This window comes from Acinetobacter sp. ANC 4805 (assembly GCF_022549495.1).
Lineage (GTDB): Bacteria > Pseudomonadota > Gammaproteobacteria > Pseudomonadales > Moraxellaceae > Acinetobacter.
This window is the reverse complement of sequence record NZ_JAKZGD010000009.1, coordinates 72,622-97,515: the sequence shown is the minus strand read 5'-3', so window position 1 is coordinate 97,515 and position 24,894 is coordinate 72,622. Positions and strand designations below refer to the sequence as shown.

Sequence of the window (24,894 nt, the reverse complement as noted above, 5' to 3'; positions counted from 1 at the left end):
CCATCATGATCACCCGTATTATTCGTTTTTCAATTGCAAATCGAGTATTTGTCTTATTAGCTGCTGTAGTTCTTGCCGTTTGGGGAACTTGGGCTGTCAAAAATACTCCGGTTGATGCTTTGCCAGATCTGTCTGATGTACAAGTTATTGTGCGAACTAATTTTCCCGGTCAAGCACCACAAATTGTTGAAAATCAGGTGACGTATCCTTTAACAACGACCATGTTATCAGTGCCCGGTGTTAAAGCTGTTCGGGGCTATTCTTTTTTTGGTGATTCGTTTGTTTATATCATTTTTGATGAACATACTGATCTTTACTGGGCACGTTCTCGCGTGTTGGAATATCTGAATCAAATACAAGGGCGAATGCCTACAAATGCAAAATCTTCATTAGGACCAGATGCTACAGGTGTTGGTTGGATTTACGAATATGCTTTGGTTGATCCAACAGGGCAACATGATCTCTCACAACTGCGAAGCATACAAGACTGGTTTTTGAAGTATGAACTAAAGACAGTACCGAATGTGGCTGAGGTTGCCACAATTGGGGGAATGGTTAAGCAGTATCAAATTGTTTTAGACCCTACCAAGATGGCAGCATTCGGTATAACTCAACGAAGTATCATTGAGGCAATTCAAAAGGCAAATCAGGAAACTGGCGGTTCAGTCCTAGAAATGGCTGAAACTGAATATATGGTAAGAGCTTCTGGTTATTTAAAAACATTAGAAGATTTTCGGCAGATCCCATTACGTACGAACGGTTTAGGCATCCCAATCACTCTTGGAGAGGTTGCAACGATTCAACTCGGACCTGAAATGCGTCGTGGAATTACTGAACTTAATGGACAAGGAGAAACCGTTGGAGGTGTTGTGATTTTACGTGCTGGTAAAAATGCACGTGAAACCATTACTGCTGTAAAAGAAAAACTTGCCGAATTACAACAGAGTCTACCGAAAGGCGTGCAAGTTGTTCCAGTATATGATCGCAGTCAATTGATTGATCGGGCTGTAGAAAATTTAAGCCATAAATTGATTGAAGAATTTATTGTGGTGGCTTTGGTTTGTGGATTATTCCTCTGGCATTTACGTTCAGCAATGGTTGCGATTGTTTCTTTGCCCTTGGGAATCTTGTCAGCTTTTTTATTGATGTATTATCAGGGACTAAATGCCAATATCATGTCATTGGGTGGTATTGCCATTGCAATTGGCGCTATGGTCGATGCCGCTGTGGTTATGGTCGAAAACGCACATAAGCATATCGAAGCTTGGCAACATGAACATCCTGATCAAGTTTTAAAAACACAAGAGCGTTGGGACATCATTACGCATTCTGCTAGTGAGGTTGGACCTGCTTTATTTTTCTGTTTACTCATCATTACTTTATCCTTTATTCCTATTTTTACTTTACAAGCACAAGAAGGACGACTGTTTTCTCCATTGGCATTTACTAAAACTTATGCCATGGCCGCTGCCGCAGGGTTATCAATTACACTGATTCCAATTTTGATGGGGTACTGGATTCGAGGGAAGTTACCCTCTGAACAATGCAATCCATTAAACCGTTTTCTAATCAAAATATACCGTCCGATGTTGGATAAGGTCTTAGCTTATCCAAAGACAACTTTATTTGGTGCATCATTCATTTTTCTTCTCAGTCTTTTCCCTTTAACTCGCTTAGGTGGAGAGTTCCTGCCCAATATGGATGAAGGTGATTTACTGTATATGCCTTCGGCTTTACCGGGATTGTCCGCAGCAAAAGCTTCTGAGTTACTTCAACAGACTGATCGAATGATTAAAACTGTTCCAGAGGTTGCCACGGCATTTGGTAAAGCTGGGCGAGCAGAGTCAGCTACAGATCCAGCACCTTTAGAAATGTTTGAAACCACGATTCAGTTTAAACCGCGATCTGAATGGCGTTCAGGTATGACACCCGACAAGTTAGTAAAAGAACTGGATAAAGCGGTTCAAGTACCGGGTTTAACAAATATCTGGGTGCCACCTATTCGTAACCGAATTGATATGTTGGCAACTGGGGTTAAAAGCCCAATCGGGATTAAGATTTCAGCAAATGATTTGCAAGATATTGATCGGGTCGCACAACAAATTGAACAGGTTGCCAAAAAGATACCCGGTGTTAGCTCAGCTTTAGCTGAACGACTCACAGGTGGGCGATATGTTGATATCGATATTAATCGAAAGCAAGCTGCACGTTATGGTCTTAATATCAATGATGTACAGCAAATTGTGTCATCAGCAATTGGTGGGGAGAATATTGGGGAAACTGTTGAGGGATTAGCTAGGTATCCTATTAATGTACGTTATCCACGAGAAATCCGAGATTCACTTGAAGCCTTAAGGAATCTACCAATTCTGACTGAATCAGGTCAGCAAATTGTTTTGAGTAGCATTGCCAATATTCAAATCACTGATGGCCCCCCAATGCTAAAAAGTGAGAATGCTCGCCCAAGTGGTTGGGTCTATGTTGATGTACAAGAGCGTGATTTAGCTTCTGTAGTTCAGGATTTGAAACGATCTATTGATGAACAAGTGAAACGCTCTGCGGGTATGAGTATTAGTTATTCAGGTCAATTTGAGTTTATGGAAAGAGCAAATGCTCGTCTAAAGGTGGTGATACCAATCACTTTGATGATCATTTTTCTATTGCTCTATTTGATTTTTAGACAAGTACAAGATGCCGCTCTGATTATGCTGACTCTACCATTCGCTTTAATCGGTGGTATTTGGGCAATGTATTTCAGTGGCTATAACTTTTCAATTGCCATAGCAGTAGGCTTTATTGCACTTGCGGGTGTTGCCGCAGAGTTTGGTGTGGTCATGTTGTTTTATTTAAAGCAAGCCATACAACAAACGCAGTCTTCTGAAAAATCCTTAACTGAACAACAGCTCAATGACGCACTTCGTACAGGGGCTGTTCTACGTGTTCGCCCAAAAGCGATGACTGTAGCTGTAATTTTAGTCGGGCTACTTCCTATTCTTTTGGGGACTGGAACAGGTTCTGAATTGATGAGCCGTATTGCTTTACCGATGGTTGGAGGCATGATTTCAGCTCCGCTTTTATCAATGTTTGTTATCCCCGCTGCCTACCAACTTCTAATCAAAAGGAAACTATCAAAATCTTGATAGTTTTATTATTTCGTTCAAAGAGGTTTTATTATGTTTAAATTTATGAAAATTGTAGCTCTTGTTGCAACTATTGCTACGTTAAGCGCTTGTAGTAAAAATGAGGCATCAGAGCAAAAGAAAGCGGAAGCACCTATGGAGCAGATGAGTAAAGAATCATCTACAGCAATGACAGCTCAAGCTGTTGGCGTTATTACGGCTATTAATACGAAAGAAAATATTTTGACACTCAATCATGAGGCAATTGCAGCGATTAAATGGCCAGCAATGACAATGGGTTTTAAGGTTGCAGATCCTAAGTTGTTAAATGGGCTTGCAGTAGGGCAAAAAGTTGATTTTGAATTAAAAGCAGATGGTGAAATTTACACAATCGTAAGTGTTAAACCAGAAAACAAGTAATGTCAAAAGTATAACTAATATCAAGAGTACAGAGCCTGTAAAAAAATCTGTTTAATTCCCTTTAAAACGAATGCTTCAGCCATCTAAGGCTGAAGCATTCGTTTTATGATGTCTAGTTAAAGTGTGTACAACAGAATTCAGTCCAATCAGCCATTAAACCTTTACGTTTTTCAAGGTACCCTCCACGTAAGTAAGAAGCTTCAACTTCATCGGGTAGTTTATGGGCAAGTACATGCTCACAAACTTCCCGTGAATAATCCGTTTTATCGGCTGACCAATCACGGAATGTAGAACGGAAACCGTGTGTTGTAACCACACGATTTTGTTTTGGATCAATATAGCCTAAGCCATCTTCTTTAAGCTTCTGCTCATGCATCCGTTTGATCAATGTGGTTAATGACATATCAGAAAGCATTTCTCCAGAACGTGGGGCAGGGAAAATGAAATCTTGTGCTTGAGTATGATTTTTGATTGATTCAAGCAACGTGATGGCTTCTTCAGACAAAGGTACGCGATGTTCCTTTTCTGCTTTCATCCGTTCTTTAGGAATAATCCAAACCTTATTCTTAAAATCAATTTCCTGCCATTTAGCCCCAAAAATCTCACCAGATCGACATGCAGTTAAAATCGCAAATTCCAGAGCTTTAGGGGAAATCCCTTTTTTCTGTCTTAAATGCTGGATAAACTCAGCAACCTGTTCATAAGGCAGGGATGGATGTGGGCGTGATTCCTGCTTTAAGTTACCTAATATAGGTTCAAGATTGCCTTTCCATTCAGCAGGGTTGTCACCCTCAAAATATCCCATAGCCTTGGCATAATCAAAAATGGTTTCTATACGACCACGAATACGTCTGGCTGTTTCATTTTTTTCAATCCAGATTGGTTTGAGAGCTTCAGCAATATCTACTTTGGTAATGGTGCCAATGGTGAGATCACCCAGCGTTGGATAGATATAGGTTTCCAGTGTTGTTGACCATTGTCCGATATGCTTTTGATTTTTGAGTTCACGGGTTTTATTGGCAATAACAACTTTTGCACATTCCATGAATGTTTTATTCCGTAGTTGCTGGACATGCAGCTTTTCAAGCTGTTCCTGTTTATGCACAATAGGATCAATCCCATTTCGTATTTGTAATTTTAATTCAGCGGCTTTGGCACGGGCTTCTGCCAAGGAAACTTCAGGGTAGGGGCCAATACCAATATCACGGCGATGAGGTTTTAATTTTCCATCTTTATCCAGACGTTTTCCCACAACGGCACGTAAAATCCAGACACGGGAATCTCTTTCAACATTTAAACAAAGACCATCAACGCCGCCTACGTGGTATCGACCAGTCTCTTTAATTCTTGCTACACTGAGTGCAGAAAGCTCTTTGGATTTCTTTGGCATTCTTTTATTTACCCCTCAACCTACCCCTCATAAAATACTGGAAATGGTCGGATTAGACAAGACTAGGTTGGATGGGTATAATTGTAATTAATTGAAAAATATTAATTTATAATATTGTTTTGGACTTCTTGGGATTAGTGTTAGACGGACACCGCTTCCGCCAAATATCTAAATAAGCTCTTGTTTTTACAAGAGCTTATTTTTTTGTCTATATATTCACTCCCTCATCAAACTTTGGATTAAATTTAACTAGTTTGGATTGATAAGGTTAGAATAGGAAAAGCAAATTAGGCAGTTGGGAATTCCATAAACAAATAACAGAAGAAAAATGAAGATCAAAGTTCCTGGAAATTTATTTTGCGCTTTTATGAAAAGCGTATGGTATTTATTGCTGATTTACATAAAAAGATCCTCAGCATTAATAGATTGCACATCAGAGAGGGTGTTGAGTTTTAGTATAGATTTCGTTCGATGGAGATAGTTGGATTATGATCGTTAACGCGAAGCTAGAAATCAGAATCAACGAGCTGGGCTTTTATACTTTTAACCGTTCTCCAACATAGGGCTGATTGAGATCGTAATAGTTATGTTCTTGGGACTAGTACAAGGGCAGTCTACACACGTCAATTGGTGCAGGCTCTGAATTGGTAATGAATGGGGCATTAAAAACAATCCCATTATTTTCTAATTCAGAATAGTTGATCTAAAATTAGATTTTAAACATACCGTTCTGTATTTTATTTGTTTTCTTGTGTTAAAGTGAAAATAAACAAAAGAACAGTTAAATATGCATATTTATTTCGCAATCGAAGATGATTAAAAAAATATAGGGGAAGGGCCAATCCAAGTGGGTTGGTTTTTAACAGAGGATAAAGCATCTCTTCTGTATGAACCACCTTATCGGATGCGTTCACAATCCCAAACGAAACATGCAAAATCAGCAAGTCGCTGTCCTGCTGTGTTACAACTTGAGAGTCGCTATTTTGTGATTAATTGTCCTTTTGACTTTCACCTACGCTTTAACAGAGATACGCAAGGTAAGCCAACTTTAGTCAATGTATTGGGCGATCAGTCCCCTGTACGTGCCAATAAATTGAGAGAGCTGCTCACACTCGTTAATGAAAATGAATGGCGTACCCCACAAGTTCCAATTTTACAACTTAAACTTCCTTATTGTTTTATTGCAGATGAAGTTGTGTATCTCACTCAACTCGATGCTTTTGGGCATTATCGTAAGAATCCACTGCCGGGCACCATCTTTGGTGGACGTTTTCCGATTCATATTTGGCCTCGTCCACTGATGTGGGCATTTGAATGGCATGACACTTCAAAAGATTTAATTCTAAAGCGGGGTGAGCCTTTATTTTACTGCCAGTTTGATGGTTATGATCCCTCACGAACGATAAAACTTATTCAAGCTGAGAAGACACCAGAGCTGATGTGCTATATGGATCAAATTTCAGGTGTAGTTAATTATGTTAATTAGACTTTTAGCTTGTTTAATGAGGTTGAGAAAATGAGACCTAATAATCTACTCAGTAATAAAAAGGATAAAAATTATTAATGTATGGAAATGGTTGCTGATTATATTATTTATCATTGTTTCAATTATATATTTTGGACTGTACCCATGGGTAAAATCAAAATTTACTGCAGGTGATGTAGATGTTACAAGAAAGGATAAATTTATCCAATTATTTTCTGGTGCAGAACTAGAGTTTATGGCTGAATATTATGAGTTTTCTTATGATGCTGGAGGGGAATCTGGTAATAATGTGATTAAATATGTAGAGTGTGGTTTTTTTGTATATAAATTAAATAAACAAGTATCCGAATATTTGATTAAAACAAAAGGTGTGAAAGAAATTAATCAATACTTTGATGATAAAATAAAGTATCAGGAAGATGAGAAGTTAAATGCGAAAAAAATATATATAAATATTAAAAATTTAGATTTGAGAAATTATGATGCAATAATTTCATTTTATGAAAAAACAGAATTCAGTTTGTGGGTGATAGTGGTGGTTTTGAGAATTTAAATTATGATTTAGTTTTTTATAATATTTCTCCAATATCATTAATAAATAAAAAACTGAATTGTATTTACGATAATAGTGACTATTATAGAGGTTCTGAATATAAAAAATATGGCATATATGATTATTTTGAGACGCAATTAACTAACATATACCCCTATTATTTTAATTTTAAATCTGTGGAGTGGTATAAGAAGCAGGTTGAGGATGGAAGTGGTTTTTATATTGTAGATCCATATTCAGACATAGTTTATGTGCTACAACCAAAACATAATCGAATTTTTAAGTTGTATTAATTATTTTTAATTGTGGTTGGCTTTGTTGCACAAAGCTGTTCTTAAAGGCTTCTTCAGCAATATAATTTCCAAATGAAGAAACTTGCACCCAAAATTTATCGCACAACCAATTGGTCCTCTTATAACAGAGCATTAATAAACAGAGGAAACATCTCCATTTGGTTTGACACTCAGACTCAATTGTATGCTCAGCCACAAGCTAAGCATGGTAGAAATCAAACCTATTCTGATACCGTAATTCAGTGCTGTTTAATGATCAAAGCTCTGTTTCCTCTTTCTTTATGTATGGTCACAGGCTTTGTTCAGAGTCTAGTTAAACTCTGTGGATTAGATTGGACAGCACCAGATTATTCCACGCTGTGCAGAAGACAGAAGTATATTGATATTGCAATTCGCTATCAAAAAAGTAGTGATGGCTTCACTTGTTCGTGGACTCTACAGGTTTAAAGTTTTTAGGTGAAGGTGAATGGAAAAGGAAGAAACATCAGCCTGAATATCGTCGCCAATGGCGTAAACTCCACATTGATATAGATGCTGAAACATTGCAAATACGGGTCGTTCAGCTCATAACGAACAATATCGGTGATTCACAGGTAATCGATGATTTACTTGGTCAGATTCCACTTGATGAGTGAATAGACTCTGTCTATACCGATGGTGCTTATGACACAAAAAGATGTCGTCAAGTCATTGCGGATCGACAAGCGTATGCGGTGATTCCACTCAGAAAAAATGCAAGACCATGGAAAGATACAAAAGCACATTCTCAGGAGCGAAATGAATTACTTCGAACAGTTAAACGTTTAGGCAGGACACTATGGAAAAAATGGTCAGGCTATCATCGGAGAAGTTTGGTTGAAACTAAGATGCATTGCATCAAGTTATTAGGTGATAAACTCAGTGCTAGGAATTTTGACAGTTAATTCGAAAAAATTCTGAAAAACTCATCCAGAGTTTTGCAGTAGATCCAAAAACATTGAAAAGATTAATGGATAATTGAATGAAAAAAATAATATTAATTTTTTGTTTTAGTTCACTGTTTTTAACAGCCTGTGAGCAGAAACAGAATAAAGAACCTAAATTTAAAGCACCTATGGGACCTCATGGATTACCTTATCGAGTAGGGAATTTGGGGGGTAAGTCTGTCCTTCTAGGAGAGGAGGTGGAGTGGTTGGAGTATGAGGATTCCCCTGTATTAGTTCGTGAGCATCGTTATAAGGGATATAAAGCACCTCCTCGTGATTTTAATTCGGTTATTACCTCATTCGGTGTGCAAATGAAATATACCACAGGTATTGCATTGAATACCTATCAAGGAGCACCACAAGAATCTTATCGGCAATATAAAGCAGAAATAGACTCGCCTTATAATCAATGGGTCAGTATAGGTTTAGATGCTGGAATTCGTTATCATCCAGACCTAACAGCCGCATTTATAAACTCGACAGTTGATTCAAAAATAATATCTAAGAGTAACATGGTGGAGACTCATTATATATATATATCCCCACAAATAAACAAGAATTTGACTTAGATAAATATAGTCCTCATTCTGAATGGGTAAGTTTTTCAGGATATACAGAAACGAAAGATCAGTATTTACAAAAGGATAATGCAGGGACAGTGATTACTTTAATTCGTTGTACCAATTCTGTAGTTACGGGGCGGTCTGCTCCAAGATGTAATATGCGTTGGAATCTAGAGCCTTTTATGAAAGTTCAATTAGAGGCACGTTTTGCAAGAGTCCATTTAAAAGACTGGAAATTGATTAGAAATAATTCTGAAAAACTTATCAAAAGTTTTGCAGTAGATCCAAAAACGTTACAACGAATCAATGATTAAACATTTGCGCAATTTGATATAGATTGTATTGATGGAGAGAACAGAAATATTGGTAAGTTTAGCAGTATCAGATGCAGTAAAATCCATGGCAAAAAGCGAATGATTTGCCTGAGTTTTGCTTCTGCGATTCTTCAACGAGAATAATATCTATTTTTTGCTTTCATATAAGGCAGTTACTATATTTTTTAATATGCTTAACTTTCTAAGCTCCTAAATAAATAGTAAATAATTGACTCATCTTAACTATTAAAATTGGCTTTTAAGAGCCATATACAGGCATCTATCGTTCACCTATTTATGAAATGATGGATGAAGATGCCCTTATTTTTTGACAAAAATAGTAAAATTAGTTTTAGATACATTTGTTTATCAATGTCTGAGTAAATAGATTTACTTTAATAACACTTTTTAGTATTTTGTTAGCGAATCAGAAGTATGTCCATCGTCATGCGTTCAAGTAGGTTGTCTAAGCTTATACTCGCATTTATCCTGTTTTTGTTTACGATAACAATTACGGGAGTTCATGCATGGGTGCCTGTTTTACTTGAAAATATTGAACACCAACATGAACTGAGTATCGTTGTGGAAGATGATGCATCTAGTCATTGGTCTTTGCAGCACTCAGATGATTCTTTTACAAGTACGACTGATCATGATGTAGAAACACATACTTGGAAGAATTTTGATGAGCCAATTTATCATCATTCGGTGAAGCCTATTTCTTCTGATGGTGATCTAAGCATAGATCCTGTCTTTATTCTTAGTTTCGCACTTCCACTTGTTTTATTCTTTTTTCAGTTTTTTGAAAAGCCCGTTTATCGAGCCTTTGTAAAGCGGCGTCCCCCTCTCGTATTTAGTAATTCTTATACTTACTCTAAAGACCTAATCGTCCTACGTAATTGATCTTTCTATACAAAAATAATTTTAATTTTTTTGTATAGGTAGAGTCATGTCTAAAAAATATCAGATATTTCTGACCTGTGGTTTTGTAGTAACAGCAGTAAATGTATTCGCAGAAACGAATTATGCTGAACTACAAAAGCAGGTAATCGCAAGTGATGCTGTACTCAATAGCTTACAGCAGTCCGAGCAAGCTTATGAAATCAACCAAAAGTTTGCTGGCAGATTAAATAATCCGACTTTCAATGTGGAGTTGGATAATCTCGGTAATTCTAAGCTGAAGGATTTGGATGGCCCAACAACCTTGTTGGGACTGTCGCAAGAGATTCCTCTCAGTAATAAACTTTCCTTGAGAAAACAGATTGCGAGTTTTCAAGGTGATCGTAATCAGTTTGAAATAGCAAAGCGTCAGGCTGAACTCAAAGCAGATTTAAGAATCTGTATGGCGAACTGGTATGTGGCAACTCAACGTGCTGAAATTTACTCATCAGAAAGTAAATTGAATGCAAGACAAGCCAATGTTCTTTCGGAAAGGTTCAAGTTTGGGCGAGTCATTCCTTCGGATGCTCAGCTCAGTGCAGCACTTTCATCTGAATCAAAACTGCGTTATCAAAATGAAGTGAAAAAGGGGCAGTTTCAGAAGAATCTGTGCTCTAAGTTCACATCAAATCTACCAATTAACGCTTTAGAAGTTCCTCTAAGTTTTAATTTCACAGACAAAATTAGTTTGGCTGAGCAAGAAGCGATTCTGAGTTCAAAATTGAAAAAGACACAATTTGAACTCGCCCGTAAAGAAGCAATACCTGATATCACTTTGGGTGTTGGGGTCAAAAACTATCAAGAAACCAATGACAAGGTCTTCCAAGTTTCAACCTCAATACCACTCAATATCTTCAACCGAAATAAAGGCAATATTGCGATTGCCCAAGCGGAACAGATGAAAGCTGAAACGCAGTCTGTATGGGTTAGCCGTAATTCTAAAATTGAACTGGAAAACAAGTCTATTGAGGTTTCTAACTTAATCGATGTGATCCATCAATATGATCAAACCGTTTTGCCCGCAACCAATGAAAGTCTTCGCATTGCAGAGATGGGATACCAAGCAGGGAAAAACTCGTTACTTGAGTTCAATAGCATTAAGCAAATTTGGTTAGACAAACATCTTGCTCGATTCGATTTGTGGTTGGCTTTGCAGACAGAAATTGCAGAAGTCGAGCGCAATTACATTACTCATTTAGATCAAGAATAAGGGCAAGAATATGAATAAACCAACCAATACTTTAATTGCTACGGGCATTATTGCCTTGCTTGTCGTGTTATGCGCTGTGGCATGGTACAAGACAGGTCAAAAAACTCAGTCTTCTTCAGCACATGGGGAAGCAACAGCAGAAAAAGTTGCAGTAGCGGGTGACGAGAAAGGACCTCATGGTGGACGTTTATATCGTGATGGGGATTTCTCAGCGGAAGTGAAAATCTTTGAGCAGGGCGTAGAACCACATCTCCGTGTTTATGGGTATTTCAAAGATAAACCGCTTAAACCTGAAGCGTTAACGGCAAATGTCTATATCAAACGTTTGGATGCGGAGCAAAATATTCAATTTAAACCAGAGAGTGATTACTTGATCGGTAATGAAATTGTCTATGAACCACATTCATTTTTGATGATTGTCAATGTTGATTATCAAGGTAAAAAACATACATGGAAATGGGACACAAAAGAAGGTCGTGTCACCATGTTAGACAGTAGTATCAAGAGCAGCGGCTTAGAGCTTTTAAAAGTTGAATTCATGATGTTTGAAAATGCTTTAGAGTTAAAAGGAGAATTGAAGTTCCCTGATAATTTTGAAAGTTTTATCACACCGAAAGCAAGTGGAACACTCATCAAAACATATCGCACGATTGGCGATAAAGTAAGTCAAGGTGATTTATTAGCTACAGTACAAAGCCAAGACTTGATCCGCTTAAATGCTGAGCGTTCTATTGCAGTGGATAATTTGCAATTTGCACGTAAAAAAATGGAGCAAGAGCGAACGCTATTTCAAAAACGAGTATCACCTGAAATTGACTACATTAATGCAAAGCGTGAATTTGATGATGCTCAGATTCGTGCCAATGAATTGAACAATTTAATCAGCTCTTATGGTGGTTCAGGCAACGGTACAATTGAAGTTCGGGCTGCGATGTCTGGTACTGTTTTACAAGTGCTAGGGGCAATTGGATCAAATGTCACACCAGCTTCGCCATTATTTAAAATTGCCAATACATCTCAGTTACTTGCAGTGGTCAATGTTCCTGCGGATAAGCTGAATACAATTAACCCGAATGCTAAGGTGACTGTAAAACCCCAAATTCAATCGGGCACAGAAGAAGCACTGGGTACGATCAAATACATCAGTGATGTCATTGATCCCAAAACACGTACTGCCCAAGTCTTTGTTGAAATTGCCAACCAATTTAAATGGCGTTCAGGTCAATTGATCACCGCACATATTTTTGAAAATCAAAGCTTGAAGCCGATGGTGGTTCGTGAAGATGCTTTACAAAACTTCCGTGATTGGGATGTGGTGTTCATTCGTGTAGGCAATGATTTTGAAGCACGTCCATTAGAGTTGGGTGAAAAATATAACGGGTTTGTTGAAGTTAAGTCAGGCTTAAAAGCAGGTCAGGTTTATGCGGCAGGCAATTCTTATTTATTAAAAGCAGAGCTAGGTAAATCTGGCGCTACTCATGATCATTAAGGGGTAGCACCATGTTTGACCAAATTGTTAAGCTTTCGATTAAGAATCGTTGGCTTGTACTGATCGTCTTCCTATTCGTAGGTGCATTGGGTGTTTATAACTATTTTAAACTACCTATTGATGCTGTTCCTGATATCACAAATGTACAAGTCCAAATCAACAGTGAAGCACAAGGCTTGTCTCCAATGGAGATGGAGTCACAAGTCACTTACCCAATTGAAACAGCTTTGGCAGGTATCCCTAATCTTGAATATACACGTTCTGTGTCGAGATATGGTTTATCTCAGGTCACGGCGATATTCAAGGAGGGGACGGACATTTATTTTGCCCGCCAAATTGTCAATGAAAAATTGCAAGGCGTGACACCAACACTGCCAAGTGGTATATCGACTTCAATGGGTCCTGTTTCCACAGGACTTGGCGAAATCTTCATGTATACCGTTGAAAATGCCAAGAATAGTCTAAACCCACTTTCACCCACTGAATTAAGAACTTTACAGGATTGGGTCATTAAACCTCAGCTTCGAAATGTAGAGGGTGTGAATGAAATCAATACCATTGGTGGTTATCTCAAACAATTTGTTGTTCAACCTGATTATGCTTATTTGCGTAGCATAGGGCTGGATCAGAAGGCGATTTTAGAGGCGATCTCTAAGAACAGCATGAACAAAAGCTCAGGGTACATTGAGAAAAATGGTGAGCAGTATTTAATCCGTTCTGATTCTCAAATTAACTCGATTGAACAAATCCAAAATATTCCGATTACGACGAGCAATGGTTATATCCTCAGATTGAAAGATGTTGCCAAAATATCGATTGGTCACGAATTACGGACAGGTGCTGCGACCAAAGATGGGCAAGAAATTGTACTGGGTACAGCGTTCATGCTTATTGGAGAAAACTCTCGAAATGTTGCTCATGCTGTAGATCAAAAGCTACAACAGGTTCAAAAGTCGCTACCTGAAGGTGTTGAAGCTAAAGCGGTCTACAACCGAACAACTTTAGTTGATGCAACGATTCAAACAGTGAAGAAGAATTTATTTGAAGGTGCAATTCTAGTCATTGTTGTACTTTTTCTTTTTCTTGGACATTTCCGTGCAGCTCTGATTACTGCGATGGTGATTCCATTATCCATGTTGATGACAATCACTGGCATGGTCAACCAAAAGATCAGTGCCAATTTAATGAGTTTAGGTGCACTTGATTTCGGAATTATTGTTGATGGTGCTGTGGTTATTGTCGAGGCATCTCTCGCTAAATTAGCCATGAAGCAAAAAGAGTTAGGACGTATTCTGACTCAAAAAGAACGCTTTACGACTGTGTTTGAAGCAACAAAGGAATCTCGAAAAGCGATTCTTTATGGTCAATTGATTATTATTTTGGTTTATCTACCTGTGATGACCCTTACTGGTGTTGAAGGCAAGATGTTTACACCGATGGCTGCAACAGTGGTTATGGCTTTAATGGCAGCAATGATTCTTTCAATTACCTTTGTCCCTGCAATGGTGGCATTAGTTACGACTGGTGAAATTAAAGAAGAAGAGTCAAAAATCGTCCACGGCATCAAAAGGTTTTATAACCCAATTTTAGATTGGTCTTTAAATCATAGATATCTACTGATTGCCTTTGTTTCAGTATTTTTTATATTCAGTGCAAGTCTTTCAACTCGTTTAGGTTCAGAGTTTATACCTTCTTTAGATGAGGGAGATGTGGCATTGCATGCCTTACGTATCCCTGGTACTTCATTAACTCAAGCTGTTGAAATGCAATACACGCTTGAAAAAGAAATTGTGAAAATTCCTGAAGTTCAGACCATGTTTGCCAAAGTTGGAACAGCAGAAATCGCCACTGACCCAGTTCCACCCAATGTAGCTGATAACTTTGTCATGTTGAAGCCACGTAGTGAATGGCCAAATCCAAAGAAACCAAAAGCTGAAGTCGTTGCCGATATTGAACGAGTAGCTAAAGGTGTTTATGGAAATAATTACGAGTTCACTCAGCCGATCCAAATGCGCTTTAACGAACTTATTTCAGGTGTCCGTACCGATGTCGCTGTGAAAATATATGGTGATGATCTCGATCAGCTACTCGAATCAGCAAATGCTGCCGCTAAAATTTTAGAGGGAGTGAATGGTGCTGCTGACTTGAAAGTTGAACAGATGACGGGTTTACCCATGGTATCTGTCGAGCTGAAAAAAGACATGATTGCCAATTATGGACTTGATGCTGAGGATGTACAGCAACAGGTTTCTAGCCTCATCACTGGTGAGACAGCAGGTAAGGTATTTGAAAGTGATCGAAAGTTCGATATTGTTGTTCGAATGGATCAAAACTCTGTCACAGACCTAGAAAAACTCTATCAAGTTCCTGTGAATCTGCCTGATGGTTCAAGTGTACTTTTATCAGAATTGATCGAGTTAAAAAATGTTCAAGGACCAAACCAAATTTCTCGTGAGAATGGTAAGCGTCGTATCGTCATCACAGCAAATGTCCGTGGTACAGATATTGGTAGTTACATTGCAGAAGCACAATCTAAGCTGAATGCAGATTTTAAATTACCAGAGGGTTACTGGCTGACCTGGGGTGGTACGTTTGAACAAATGGAGTCTGCATCGAGTCGACTCATGGTTGTTGTTCCAATCGCTTTAATTCTGATCTTTGCCATGATCTACATGGCTTTAGGTAATGTTAGAAATAGTGTCTTGGTATTCACAGGCGTACCATTTGCATTAACAGGTGGTGTGATCGCTTTAGCTTTACGGGATATTCCATTCTCAATTTCTGCTGCCGTCGGCTTTATCGCATTGTCAGGTGTGGCTGTGCTGAATGGCTTAGTTCTTGTTTCTGCCATTCAAAGGCTTCTAGTGCAAGGGGAAAGTGTCATTGATGCGGTGAGACATGGTGCAATGGAACGACTACGCCCTGTGTTGATTACAGCTTTAGTGGCTTCTTTAGGCTTTATTCCAATGGCTTTAAATGTAGGTATTGGTTCTGAAGTCCAACGTCCAATTGCAACAGTCGTGATTGGTGGGATCATTTCATCAACCTTACTGACTTTGATTATTTTGCCGACCTTATATGTGTGGTTTAACCAAGGTAGGTCAAGAATATCAAGCGATGCCACTGAACAGGTTGTTTAGGGGCATCTTTAATGACAAATATATTGCGAGATAAACAAAGCAAATTTGTGATGATGTGGCTAGTCTGCATGATCAGTCTCGCTTTATGTTTGCACTTTAATAAGCATGTAACAACTTATTGGCGCTCCATGACTGGTGCATGACCTTTGCTCTATTATTAGTGGTAAATAAAAAGCTGGTCTTGCTTAGTAACGTTGCATTTAAATAAAATATATTATGGATTCAAACTACTTTTAGTTAGTAGTGCCTAATCTCATAGATGGGCAGCATACTAAGTTATCTGTTTTTCTAAAAAAGTGAGTGGGTGTGTTTTTAGTCTGTTATATGGTTTGTTTAATGTCCAACATCTGTTTTAAATTTTGTTGGAATAGAGTATAGTAGCGCCACTTGTTGGCTTTGCTCTGACCTTATAGAGTCTCGGTGAGTCAAAAGAAATGGTCTGTTGTGGTATTGATCTGCAAGTATGCAAATACTTTGCTTTCCTCATTTTGAGAGTGATCAATTGCGATAACAGCTTAAGCCTTTCTTACTAATTTAGGAGCATCGACCATGCGCGCCGATATTCATCCAAAATACCAAACTTTAGTTGCTACTTGTTCATGCGGTAACGTAATCGAAACTCGTTCAGCTTTAGGTAAAGATACACTTTATCTTGACGTATGTTCAGCTTGTCACCCATTCTATACTGGTAAGCAAAAGAACGTAGATACTGGTGGTCGTATCGACAAATTCAAACAACGTTTCTCTGGTATGTCACGTTCTATCAAACGTTAATATCAAGAAATATAAAAACGGGCAATATGCCCGTTTTTTTTTGTACCCGTTAATTCAACCCTCCTTTTAAAAAGGAAGGTTGAGGAAATTTTTTATTGGTCTTGTACGTCAGTTAAGCGGTCAAGTTTCTTTTGGAAATAATTACCTTGTAAGAAACGAGCTTCTACATTCCATGCATTCGCAAATAGACTCATATCGTTTAGTTCAGTCAGTAATATTTCTACAGGTTTTTCGGCAATAAAATGAAGAATTTTTTCTTGTAACACAGCCATTTCTTTATCTGAACCTAACATTTTAGCTAACCTATTATGGAGGCTTAAATATTGGGTATCAATTTGATCTAAGATTGAATCACTATAGAGCGAATCACCAAAGTTACGAATAGAAATTTCGGCGCCATGTTGACGGAGTGAAGCAATCAGACCTTGAGCCTGTGATAGATTTTGTTGCAGTGCCTGTTCAGAGAATTGAAGAATTAAAGGGTGAGCTTGTTTGCTTCCGATAATGGTTAGTAGCTTAGCCACTAATTCTGATAACTTTCTATCATTCAATAGAATGTGAGGATTCAGGTTAATAATTAATTTTGCTTTTGGGTATTGGGTAATGAAATTATGCAATTGTTTGCAGGCTTCGACGAGTACCCAACGGTCTAATTGAGCTGATAATTCATGGTCTTCTTTTAGATCATTTAGATCCATTAAATCTATCCATTGATTATTATGGATAAAACCACCAACGACTTCATAAGTATGTGTAAATTGATCTTGTTTATCATAGAGTTGTTGATATTTCAGATGAATATCACCCGCATCCAACTTCTGTCTTAGCTCTTGCAAAAGATCTAATTCGATAGACATTGTAATTTTATCGGTAGCTAAACCAATATCGCTATCAATAGATGGATTATTGAGAACAGGCAAGGCGAGTGAGAATGCCTTGCTTAAAATTTGTTCGAAACTTGCTTCATCGGCAATCTGTTGATTCAGTTCGTGATACCCTAACTTTAGGTGTAGAGGGAACGTATAGTTCTCGGTCACTAGTAGTTGAGGTTTTTGTAGACCATTTAATCCAATCAATAATGAATTTAGAACAGCTTGTGATTCCGCTTGGATTAAGCAGACATAAAGTGCAGTTTCTATTTGGTAAATGGGAACATTTACTTGTTCTTTGATGAAACTAGCAATATTTGAGAAATAGGCTTTAGTGCCACGCCAGTCCGTTTGAAATACTTCATTTGGACAATTATTTAAACTAAATAAAATCAGAGCATTTGAATTTGCTGGGTGATTGGTTAAATGGCGATTAATGTGCTGTAGAGCAGTATTTATACTCGGTGCTTTTTCAGATGGTGTTGTCGTTGAAGCAGCATTTGGTGTTGCAATCGCATTTAATGATTCACATTCTATATTTAGTTGTATTTCATCATCATTGCCTGAAGGTAAGAACTCTACATGTAGAGGATTATTCTTCACCATTGGATTTTGTGTTCGAATTTCAAAGCGTGCTTGTTCAAACTGTCCTTGAGAAATTCGTTTAAACCGTAATTTAAATTGACCTAGATCTTCAGGTTGTAAAATATCAAGAATAGGTACACCAATTAGATCATCTTCACTATTAAAACCAAATAGGTGAGCATATTCATTATTTGCCTTGAGATGTATGCCTTCTTGTAAAATTGCAACGGCTTTATGACTTTCAGCAACTAAAGACTGAGCTTGAGTTTGAGCTGCTTCTAATTCGGTGAGTAAGCGATGTTCAGCTTGGACTAGACGACTATAAGATAACGATCTGATGATACTAATGTAGAAATTTTCAGGAACTTTGAGGCTGACTACATCATAAAGACCTTTAAGAATGTAGGTCTGATACTGTTCTGGATTGTAGTCATCAGGTTCTAGTAATAGAATTGGCAAACTAGGTTGGGCAGAAGCATGGATTAGAGATAAAGTTTGTTCAATTTTTAGATCATATGCACGCCCAAAAATCACAATATCCCAAGGCAAATTGAGTTGTTTTTCAAATGCCTTTAGGTCATCAAGTAAAATGGCTTGTACTTGATGTTCTTGTTGCGCAAATATTTCTAAAATTTGATTATAACGCAGTTGGTTATCATCAATAATCAGTAGGCGCGTTTCTGTGCGTTTTAATTTTTTAGAGAGTAATGAATTTCTCACTTCAATGCTTCCCATAAATCTTGATCATTTGTATCCATATTTTTTTGCGCAATAAATTTATGAAGAACAGGCTGCTCTTCTTCATTTAGCAGTTCAAAGTCAAATTGCACAAAGCTTTGAGTAATTAGTTGTGCAGTGAGTAGATACACTTTTACTTCCTCTTTCCCTAATCGTAAATGAACAGCTTGCTGTTCGCGAAAAATTTGTGATCCTGGTAAAATTATCGTTGTCTTAGTTTCATCTAAATTTTGATTTTTTAAAATAAGTGCAGGATGATAATTACTAATATGTCGATCTGCTTGTACACGAACTGCACAAGGGAAAATTTCTTGTGCTAAAACTTCTAAGCCAAGTTCTAGACTTTTTTCACTTGATTGCTTCAACCAACGAATCACACCTCCGCGCCAATGCCCATGAGAGGTCTCTTTGACTAGAATGTATTCACCTGTTCTGAGGTTTTTTGGCGCTTCGGCAGCCCATTTAATTCGATAACCGTTGACACTAATATCGAGAATATCAGCTTGATAAATTGCTTTGTTTTCACGACTTAAGCGTTGAATTGACGATTCTTGGTTACCTGTAGAGTCTTTTTTATCCCAAGTTGATAAAAATTTTGATTCACTTTGTAAACCATAACCATGTTCTAACAATAACGTTTCAGAAAAGTTTTTAGCTTTAGATAAGTAGAAGTGAGCCGTCAATAATCCAAAACAGATATGCAATTGTGCTGAGTATTCATAGCGTTCGTGGCGACGTTCCGCCGTAGATCCTAAAATCGTCTGAACGTGGAATTTTAGAGCAGGTGTGAGGTAAATCTTTTCATTCTTAGAAATATATTCAGCATTTTTATGTAATGTTGCTGTCACATGGTCAAGTAAACCATTTGTACTAATAAAGATATTAGGATTAAAGCCTGAACTTTGTTTTTTGTTATATATTGGCGGATGATCTTTAGTTGTATCAACGACGTATTTGGTTAAATCAGTTTCTTTTGATAAGAGTTGTAGCATTTTAGCCCAATCAAAACTGCATTGAAACAAGGCTTGAATTTCGGTTTGACGAATTTGATTGGTATTGAAAATATCCATCAAAATCAATTGAGCATAGGCATGTGTAATATTGTTAAGGCTATTTGGCTTACCTTGAGCTTGTTCTATATTCACATGATGATATTTATGCGTAACGGCTGCATCATAAAGTTGATGAGCAATCAGCCATTGTCCTGCTACAGGTTCGCTATATAACATATGTTGTTGATAAAGCAGCTGTGTGAGTTGTTGCAGTGCTTGGAAAGTCGCAAGTGTTCTAGCGGTATGTAAATTTTTCTTTTGATTGAGCGCAAAAATTGAAAATTTTTGGTGCTCTAATTGATCACTACTACGACGTACAATATTGACGTAAATTGCTGCAAAATAGCAGCGTAATAGCATCGCAAGTTCAATAATATGCTCGTTACGATCTGAACTAATCACACCCTGATTAAAGAAGTTTTTTTCTAAGCTACCTAAAATATTTTCAATGGTTGGGTGTAAGGTTTGAATCAGGTCAAACCGTAGTGTTTCAGAACACTCCAATTCACAAAGTTCTAGTAGTGCTGCAAACAATGCTTTTGATGTATCACCCAACTGCATAATCGAGAGGGTTGAAATCCATTCATTTAAACTTTTTGTGTTTGCATCACAAAAACTGAGTTTATCCCGTCTTAAAACAGTAGGAATTTGAAAAATATCCGAAAATGCATTATTCATCATTGTAATCAGTCTCAGAATGTTTGAACCCCAAAAAGCGGTGTTTTATTTTTTTCGCCCGCAATTTCCCTGACGAGTTTTGGAACTAAGTATCCAGCTAAACTCGCTAATACATCACTGTATATATGATCTATCTCTGAAGATCTTAAGTCAAAATGTTGAGCACCTTTTACTTTATCCAATACATGTAAGTAATAGGGCATAACCCGAGCTTCAAACAAGCGATAACTTAATTCCGTTAAAGTTGTTGCGGAATCATTCACACCTTTAAGTAAAACTGTCTGATTTAACACGGTTATATGGTGCAATGATAACTGTAATAACTTTGAACAAGTAAAATCATCAAGTTCTGAAGCATGATTTGAGTGTATCACTACTATAATGCGTAGCCTACTGTTTTTTAAAATAGAAATAAACTCATCATCGATGCGATTTGGAATAACAACGGGAACACGTGAATGAATTCTCAATATTTTGAGTTGTGGTAATGACTCTAATCGCTCTAACCAAAGTGCTATTTTTCGATTAGATAAAGTTAAAGGATCGCCGCCACTAAGAATAATTTCATTAATGGCAGGGTTATCCTCAATATATTGTTTTATATTTAGCCAATCATCATTTTTAGGTAAATTTTCTTGATAAGGGAAATGACGACGGAAACAATAACGGCAATGAATTGCACATGCGCCTGTTAACGTGAGTAAAAACCGTGATTGGTATTTATGTAAAACCCCAGCCATCTGATTGGCTGCTTCTTCACCTAATGGGTCTGTGACGAATTCTGGGTGTTCTTCAAGTTCAAGATGATGCGGTAGTACTTGTAAAAGAAGGGGATCAAAGGGATCACCAATGCGCATTTTTCCGACGAATGCACGCGGCACACGTAATTTAAACTGTTCAGATGCAAGGATTGCCCCTGATAATAATTGCTCAGTCGATAATTCCAGCAGATTTAACAACTCTAAAGGATCAGTAATTAGATCACTGAGTTGTGATTGCCAGTTTTGCTCTTGATGTAAATAGTTTATCATGCAATACGTTAAAATAGTGTTAGCCTTAGCTGTGCGTGTAGTCTAGCACTAATAGATTTGAGTTTTAAGTTTGGAGTGAGCCTTTCATGGCCTATTATTCTACAAATGATTTTAAAGCAGGCCTTAAGGTTATGCTTGATGGCAACCCATGTTCAATCATGGAAAATGAATATGTAAAACCAGGTAAAGGTCAAGCATTTAACCGTGTGAAGTTACGTAACCTTCGCTCAGGTAAAGTATTAGAAAAAACTTTCAAATCAGGTGACTCTTTAGAAGCGGCTGATATTGTTGAAGTTGAAATGGATTACCTTTACAACGATGGTGAAATGTGGAATTTCATGGATCCTGTATCTTTCGAGCAAATCGCCGCAGACAAAACTGCAATGGGCGATGCTGCGAAATGGTTAAAAGATGATTCTAATGAAAAATGTACGATCATGTTGTTTAATGGCGTACCTTTAAACGTGAATCCACCAAACTTTGTGGTGTTGAAAATCGTTGAAACTGATCCAGGTGTACGTGGTGATACATCTGGCGGTGGCGGTAAGCCAGCGAAGCTTGAAACAGGTGCGGTCGTACGTGTTCCATTATTCGTACAGCAAGAAGAAAGCGTTCGTGTTGATACGCGTACAGGTGATTACCTAGAGCGTGCATAATCGTAAATGAGTAGCACTGCTACGTAAGTGATACGATTATCGAAGGGATGATTAAACAATCATCCCTTTTTTTATGCCAAAGTATTAGATAAAACAATTTCAACAACAGATAAACTGACAAAGATATTTTTTATAAAGAAAGTATAAAAAGGGAAATCCAAAACTACAGCTTATGTATTTGAGAGGTTCTGAATGGAAAAAATACAAGCAAAGACCACACTATCCTCAAAAATTCTATGGAGTTTAGTCGCCATTATTGGTGCAATTTCATTTGGAATTTTGGCAGTAAGTCGTGGTGAGCATGTTAATGCAGTTTGGCTCGTTCTGGCTGCGGTTTGTGTATATAGCATTGCATATCGGTTCTACAGTTTATTTATTGCAACAAAAGTCTTTGAATTAAATCCTAAACGCTTAACACCAGCACATCGTTTGAATGACGGTCTAGATTATGTGCCAACCAATAAATATGTCCTATTTGGGCATCATTTTGCTGCAATTGCAGGTGCAGGACCTTTGGTCGGGCCAATTCTCGCAGCGCAAATGGGTTACTTGCCAGGAACCATTTGGCTTTTAGTTGGTGTTGTGATTGCAGGTGCGGTACAAGATTTTCTGGTGCTATTTATCTCAACTCGGCGAGATGGTCGTTCTTTAGGTGAAATGGCAAAGCAGGAGCTAGGTACTTTCGCAGGTGTCATTGTGATGTTGGGTACGCTCGGGGTCATGATTATTATCCTTGCGGTACTTGCATTGGTTGTCGTAAAAGCTTTGGCGCATAGTCCGTGGGGGGTATTTAGTATTGCAGCAACCATCCCAATTGCATTATTCATGGGCATATACATGCGTTATCTACGCCCAGGGAAAATTGCTGAGGTTTCGATCATTGGTTTTGTGCTAATGATGGCGGCGATTGTCTTTGGCGGTGATGTGGCAAAAGACCCTTACTGGGGGCAATTGTTCACCTTAACTGGAACTCAATTGACTTGGGCATTAATCATTTATGGTTTTATTGCGTCAGTATTGCCTGTGTGGTTATTGTTAGCACCTCGTGATTACTTATCAACGTTCCTTAAAATTGGTGTGATAGCAGGTCTAGCGATTGGAATTATCTTTGCGATGCCTGAACTCAAAATGCCCGCAGTGACGCATTTTGTCGATGGTACGGGGCCTGTATTTGCAGGTAGCTTATTTCCATTTCTATTTATTACCATTGCTTGTGGGGCAATTTCTGGTTTCCATGCCTTGGTATCCTCAGGGACAACACCAAAGTTGGTTGATAATGAAGTCAACATTCGTATGATCGGTTATGGTGGCATGTTGATGGAATCATTTGTCGGTATCATGGCAATGATCTGTGCAACCGTACTTGATCCAGGGATTTATTTTGCAATTAATGCGCCTGCTGCCGTCTTAGGTACAAATGTTGATACTGCGGCGGAAGCGGTAAGAAATCTTGGTTTTGTAGTCAGTCCTGAAATGCTTACCGTACTAGCACAAGAAGTAGGTGAAAGTTCAATCCTTTCTCGTACTGGTGGAGCGCCAACTTTTGCGATTGGTATGGCTCATATCATTTCAGAGATTTTCAATAGCCGTGCAATGATGGCATTTTGGTATCACTTTGCCATTCTATTTGAAGCACTATTCATTTTGACCGCAGTCGATGCAGGTACTCGTGCTTGTCGCTTTATGGTACAGGATACCGTCGGGATTGTTGTACCTGCAGTAAAACAATCAGGTTCATTCTTTGGAAATTTGGTTGGGACGTCTGTGGCAGTTGCAGGTTGGGGCTTCTTTGTCTATCAAGGCGTGGTTGATCCTCTCGGTGGTATTAACTCCTTGTGGCCATTATTCGGAATTGGTAATCAAATCCTTGCCTCAATGGCATTGATCTTGGGTACGGTTATTTTATTCAAGATGAAGAAAGAAAAGTATGTTTGGGTGACGATTATTCCAACGATTTTCTTATTTATTACCTCCATGACAGCAGGATGGCAAAAGATTTTCCATGAAAATCCGAGGATTGGTTTTCTTGCTCAAGCGAATCGTTTCTCTGATGCAATTGCCCGTGGTGATGTTCTTGCACCTGCGAAGTCAGTTGCTGAAATGCAGACCATTGTGATGTCGAATCAGATCAATGCTGTGTTATGCGGATTTTTCATGACTGTTGCAATTGTTATGATTATTGCATCGATTGGAATTATTCGCCGTGCTTTAAAAAGTCCTGTGCCAACTGTAAATGAAGCGCCTGCGGTATTCACTGAAACTGCAATGACAGCAGAAACAGCGAGGGGAGAATCATGATGGATTTTAAAATTGCTCGGCAAGGAAGTGCTGTGATTGTGAAGATTATTAAATTCACCGTCATGTCACAAAAGCATTTGATCTTTTCACCTAAAAATTGGTCTCGTATTGCAGTGTTATGGCAAAACTTGCAAAAAAGTTTTCGTTTGATGGTGGGTGTGCCTGATTATGAAAACTATGTAAAGCATATGCAAGCGCATCATCCAGATTTAACCCCAATGGATGCCAAGACTTTTTATCGTTATTGTGTTGATGCTCGTTACCCATCGTCAGGTGGTAATATGAAGAAATGTCCTTGCTAGAAATTATTTGATTTCTTTGAAAAAAAACTA

17 protein-coding genes and 3 pseudogenes are annotated in these 24,894 nt (G+C 38.0%); 15 read left to right on the top strand and 5 right to left on the bottom strand.

Annotation, left to right across the window (positions count from 1 at the left end; genetic code table 11):
* Positions 1 to 5: 5 nt before the first annotated feature.
* A complete protein-coding gene (locus MMP60_RS12855; RefSeq protein WP_004912815.1) occupies positions 6 to 3,140 on the top strand; it encodes an efflux RND transporter permease subunit in 3,135 nt (1,044 codons plus the stop codon).
* A 33-nt stretch (positions 3,141 to 3,173) separates the two neighbouring features.
* Positions 3,174 to 3,539 carry a copper-binding protein gene (locus tag MMP60_RS12850; RefSeq protein WP_004912811.1) on the top strand — a complete coding sequence of 122 codons (366 nt, stop codon included), beginning with the start codon at positions 3,174 to 3,176 and terminating at the stop codon, positions 3,537 to 3,539.
* A gap of 112 nt (positions 3,540 to 3,651) precedes the next feature.
* Here MMP60_RS12850 and MMP60_RS12845 read toward each other — a convergent pair whose 3' ends face one another.
* Positions 3,652 to 4,929 carry a tyrosine-type recombinase/integrase gene (locus tag MMP60_RS12845; protein ID WP_004912809.1) on the bottom strand — a complete coding sequence of 426 codons (1,278 nt, stop codon included), beginning with the start codon at positions 4,927 to 4,929 and terminating at the stop codon, positions 3,652 to 3,654.
* 826 nt (positions 4,930 to 5,755) lie between these two features.
* On the opposite strand from MMP60_RS12845, the pseudogene MMP60_RS12840 reads away from it, so the two are divergent.
* From MMP60_RS12840 to MMP60_RS15930, 5 genes and pseudogenes are all read left to right on the top strand, one after another.
* Positions 5,756 to 6,493, top strand: a pseudogene (locus MMP60_RS12840) (hypothetical protein).
* Between the two features lie 13 nt (positions 6,494 to 6,506).
* Positions 6,507 to 6,968: a hypothetical protein gene (locus tag MMP60_RS12835; RefSeq protein ID WP_241336722.1), complete on the top strand. Its 462-nt coding sequence runs from the start codon at positions 6,507 to 6,509 to the stop codon at positions 6,966 to 6,968.
* A 365-nt stretch (positions 6,969 to 7,333) separates the two neighbouring features.
* Positions 7,334 to 8,175: pseudogene (locus tag MMP60_RS12830) on the top strand (IS5 family transposase); the annotation flags it as partial.
* 86 nt (positions 8,176 to 8,261) lie between these two features.
* Positions 8,262 to 8,795 (top strand): hypothetical protein, encoded by a 534-nt coding sequence (locus MMP60_RS12825; RefSeq protein ID WP_241336720.1) that lies wholly within the window; start codon positions 8,262 to 8,264, stop codon positions 8,793 to 8,795.
* 176 nt (positions 8,796 to 8,971) lie between these two features.
* Positions 8,972 to 9,103, top strand: a complete 132-nt coding sequence (locus MMP60_RS15930; RefSeq protein ID WP_277603747.1) for a hypothetical protein — start codon at positions 8,972 to 8,974, stop codon at positions 9,101 to 9,103.
* 3 nt (positions 9,104 to 9,106) lie between these two features.
* On the opposite strand, the pseudogene MMP60_RS12820 reads toward MMP60_RS15930, so the two are convergent.
* Positions 9,107 to 9,231, bottom strand: a pseudogene (locus tag MMP60_RS12820) (IS1595 family transposase); the annotation flags it as partial.
* Between the two features lie 319 nt (positions 9,232 to 9,550).
* Between MMP60_RS12820 and MMP60_RS12815 the strand changes: the two are divergent.
* The 5 genes from MMP60_RS12815 (at position 9,551) to rpmE (ending at position 16,655) form a co-directional block, all read left to right on the top strand.
* Complete coding sequence (locus MMP60_RS12815; RefSeq protein ID WP_241336719.1) at positions 9,551 to 10,006, top strand: hypothetical protein; 456 nt, start codon at positions 9,551 to 9,553, stop codon at positions 10,004 to 10,006.
* 46 nt (positions 10,007 to 10,052) lie between these two features.
* Positions 10,053 to 11,252, top strand: coding sequence for a TolC family protein (locus tag MMP60_RS12810; RefSeq protein ID WP_241336717.1), 1,200 nt, complete (start codon positions 10,053 to 10,055; stop codon positions 11,250 to 11,252).
* A 10-nt stretch (positions 11,253 to 11,262) separates the two neighbouring features.
* On the top strand, positions 11,263 to 12,741 hold the full coding sequence (locus MMP60_RS12805) for an efflux RND transporter periplasmic adaptor subunit (protein WP_241336715.1): 1,479 nt from the start codon (positions 11,263 to 11,265) through the stop codon (positions 12,739 to 12,741).
* An 11-nt stretch (positions 12,742 to 12,752) separates the two neighbouring features.
* Positions 12,753 to 15,881 (top strand): CusA/CzcA family heavy metal efflux RND transporter, encoded by a 3,129-nt coding sequence (locus tag MMP60_RS12800; protein ID WP_241336710.1) that lies wholly within the window; start codon positions 12,753 to 12,755, stop codon positions 15,879 to 15,881.
* A 549-nt stretch (positions 15,882 to 16,430) separates the two neighbouring features.
* On the top strand, positions 16,431 to 16,655 hold the full coding sequence (gene rpmE, locus MMP60_RS12795) for a 50S ribosomal protein L31 (RefSeq protein WP_241336707.1): 225 nt from the start codon (positions 16,431 to 16,433) through the stop codon (positions 16,653 to 16,655).
* Between the two features lie 92 nt (positions 16,656 to 16,747).
* Here the strand turns inward: rpmE and MMP60_RS12790 are convergent, their stop codons facing one another.
* From MMP60_RS12790 to epmB, 3 genes are read right to left on the bottom strand one after another with little or no spacing between them, the layout of a single operon-like run.
* Positions 16,748 to 18,844 (bottom strand): EAL domain-containing protein, encoded by a 2,097-nt coding sequence (locus MMP60_RS12790; RefSeq protein WP_241336706.1) that lies wholly within the window; start codon positions 18,842 to 18,844, stop codon positions 16,748 to 16,750.
* Complete coding sequence (locus MMP60_RS12785) at positions 18,826 to 20,580, bottom strand: GTPase (protein ID WP_241336705.1); 1,755 nt, start codon at positions 20,578 to 20,580, stop codon at positions 18,826 to 18,828. The genes MMP60_RS12790 and MMP60_RS12785 overlap by 19 nt, the downstream gene beginning before the upstream one ends.
* An 11-nt stretch (positions 20,581 to 20,591) precedes the next feature.
* On the bottom strand, positions 20,592 to 21,608 hold the full coding sequence (gene epmB, locus MMP60_RS12780; RefSeq protein ID WP_241336704.1) for an EF-P beta-lysylation protein EpmB: 1,017 nt from the start codon (positions 21,606 to 21,608) through the stop codon (positions 20,592 to 20,594).
* An 86-nt stretch (positions 21,609 to 21,694) separates the two neighbouring features.
* On the opposite strand from epmB, the gene efp reads away from it, so the two are divergent.
* The 3 genes from efp to MMP60_RS12765 all read left to right on the top strand — a co-directional run bounded on the left by efp (position 21,695) and on the right by MMP60_RS12765 (position 24,864).
* Positions 21,695 to 22,264: an elongation factor P gene (gene efp, locus MMP60_RS12775; RefSeq protein WP_004662912.1), complete on the top strand. Its 570-nt coding sequence runs from the start codon at positions 21,695 to 21,697 to the stop codon at positions 22,262 to 22,264.
* A gap of 192 nt (positions 22,265 to 22,456) precedes the next feature.
* Positions 22,457 to 24,562: a carbon starvation CstA family protein gene (locus MMP60_RS12770; RefSeq protein ID WP_241336701.1), complete on the top strand. Its 2,106-nt coding sequence runs from the start codon at positions 22,457 to 22,459 to the stop codon at positions 24,560 to 24,562.
* Complete coding sequence (locus MMP60_RS12765; RefSeq protein ID WP_241336786.1) at positions 24,562 to 24,864, top strand: CstA-like transporter-associated (seleno)protein; 303 nt, start codon at positions 24,562 to 24,564, stop codon at positions 24,862 to 24,864. Before MMP60_RS12770 ends, MMP60_RS12765 begins: the two co-directional genes overlap by 1 nt.
* Positions 24,865 to 24,894: the final 30 nt, after the last annotated feature.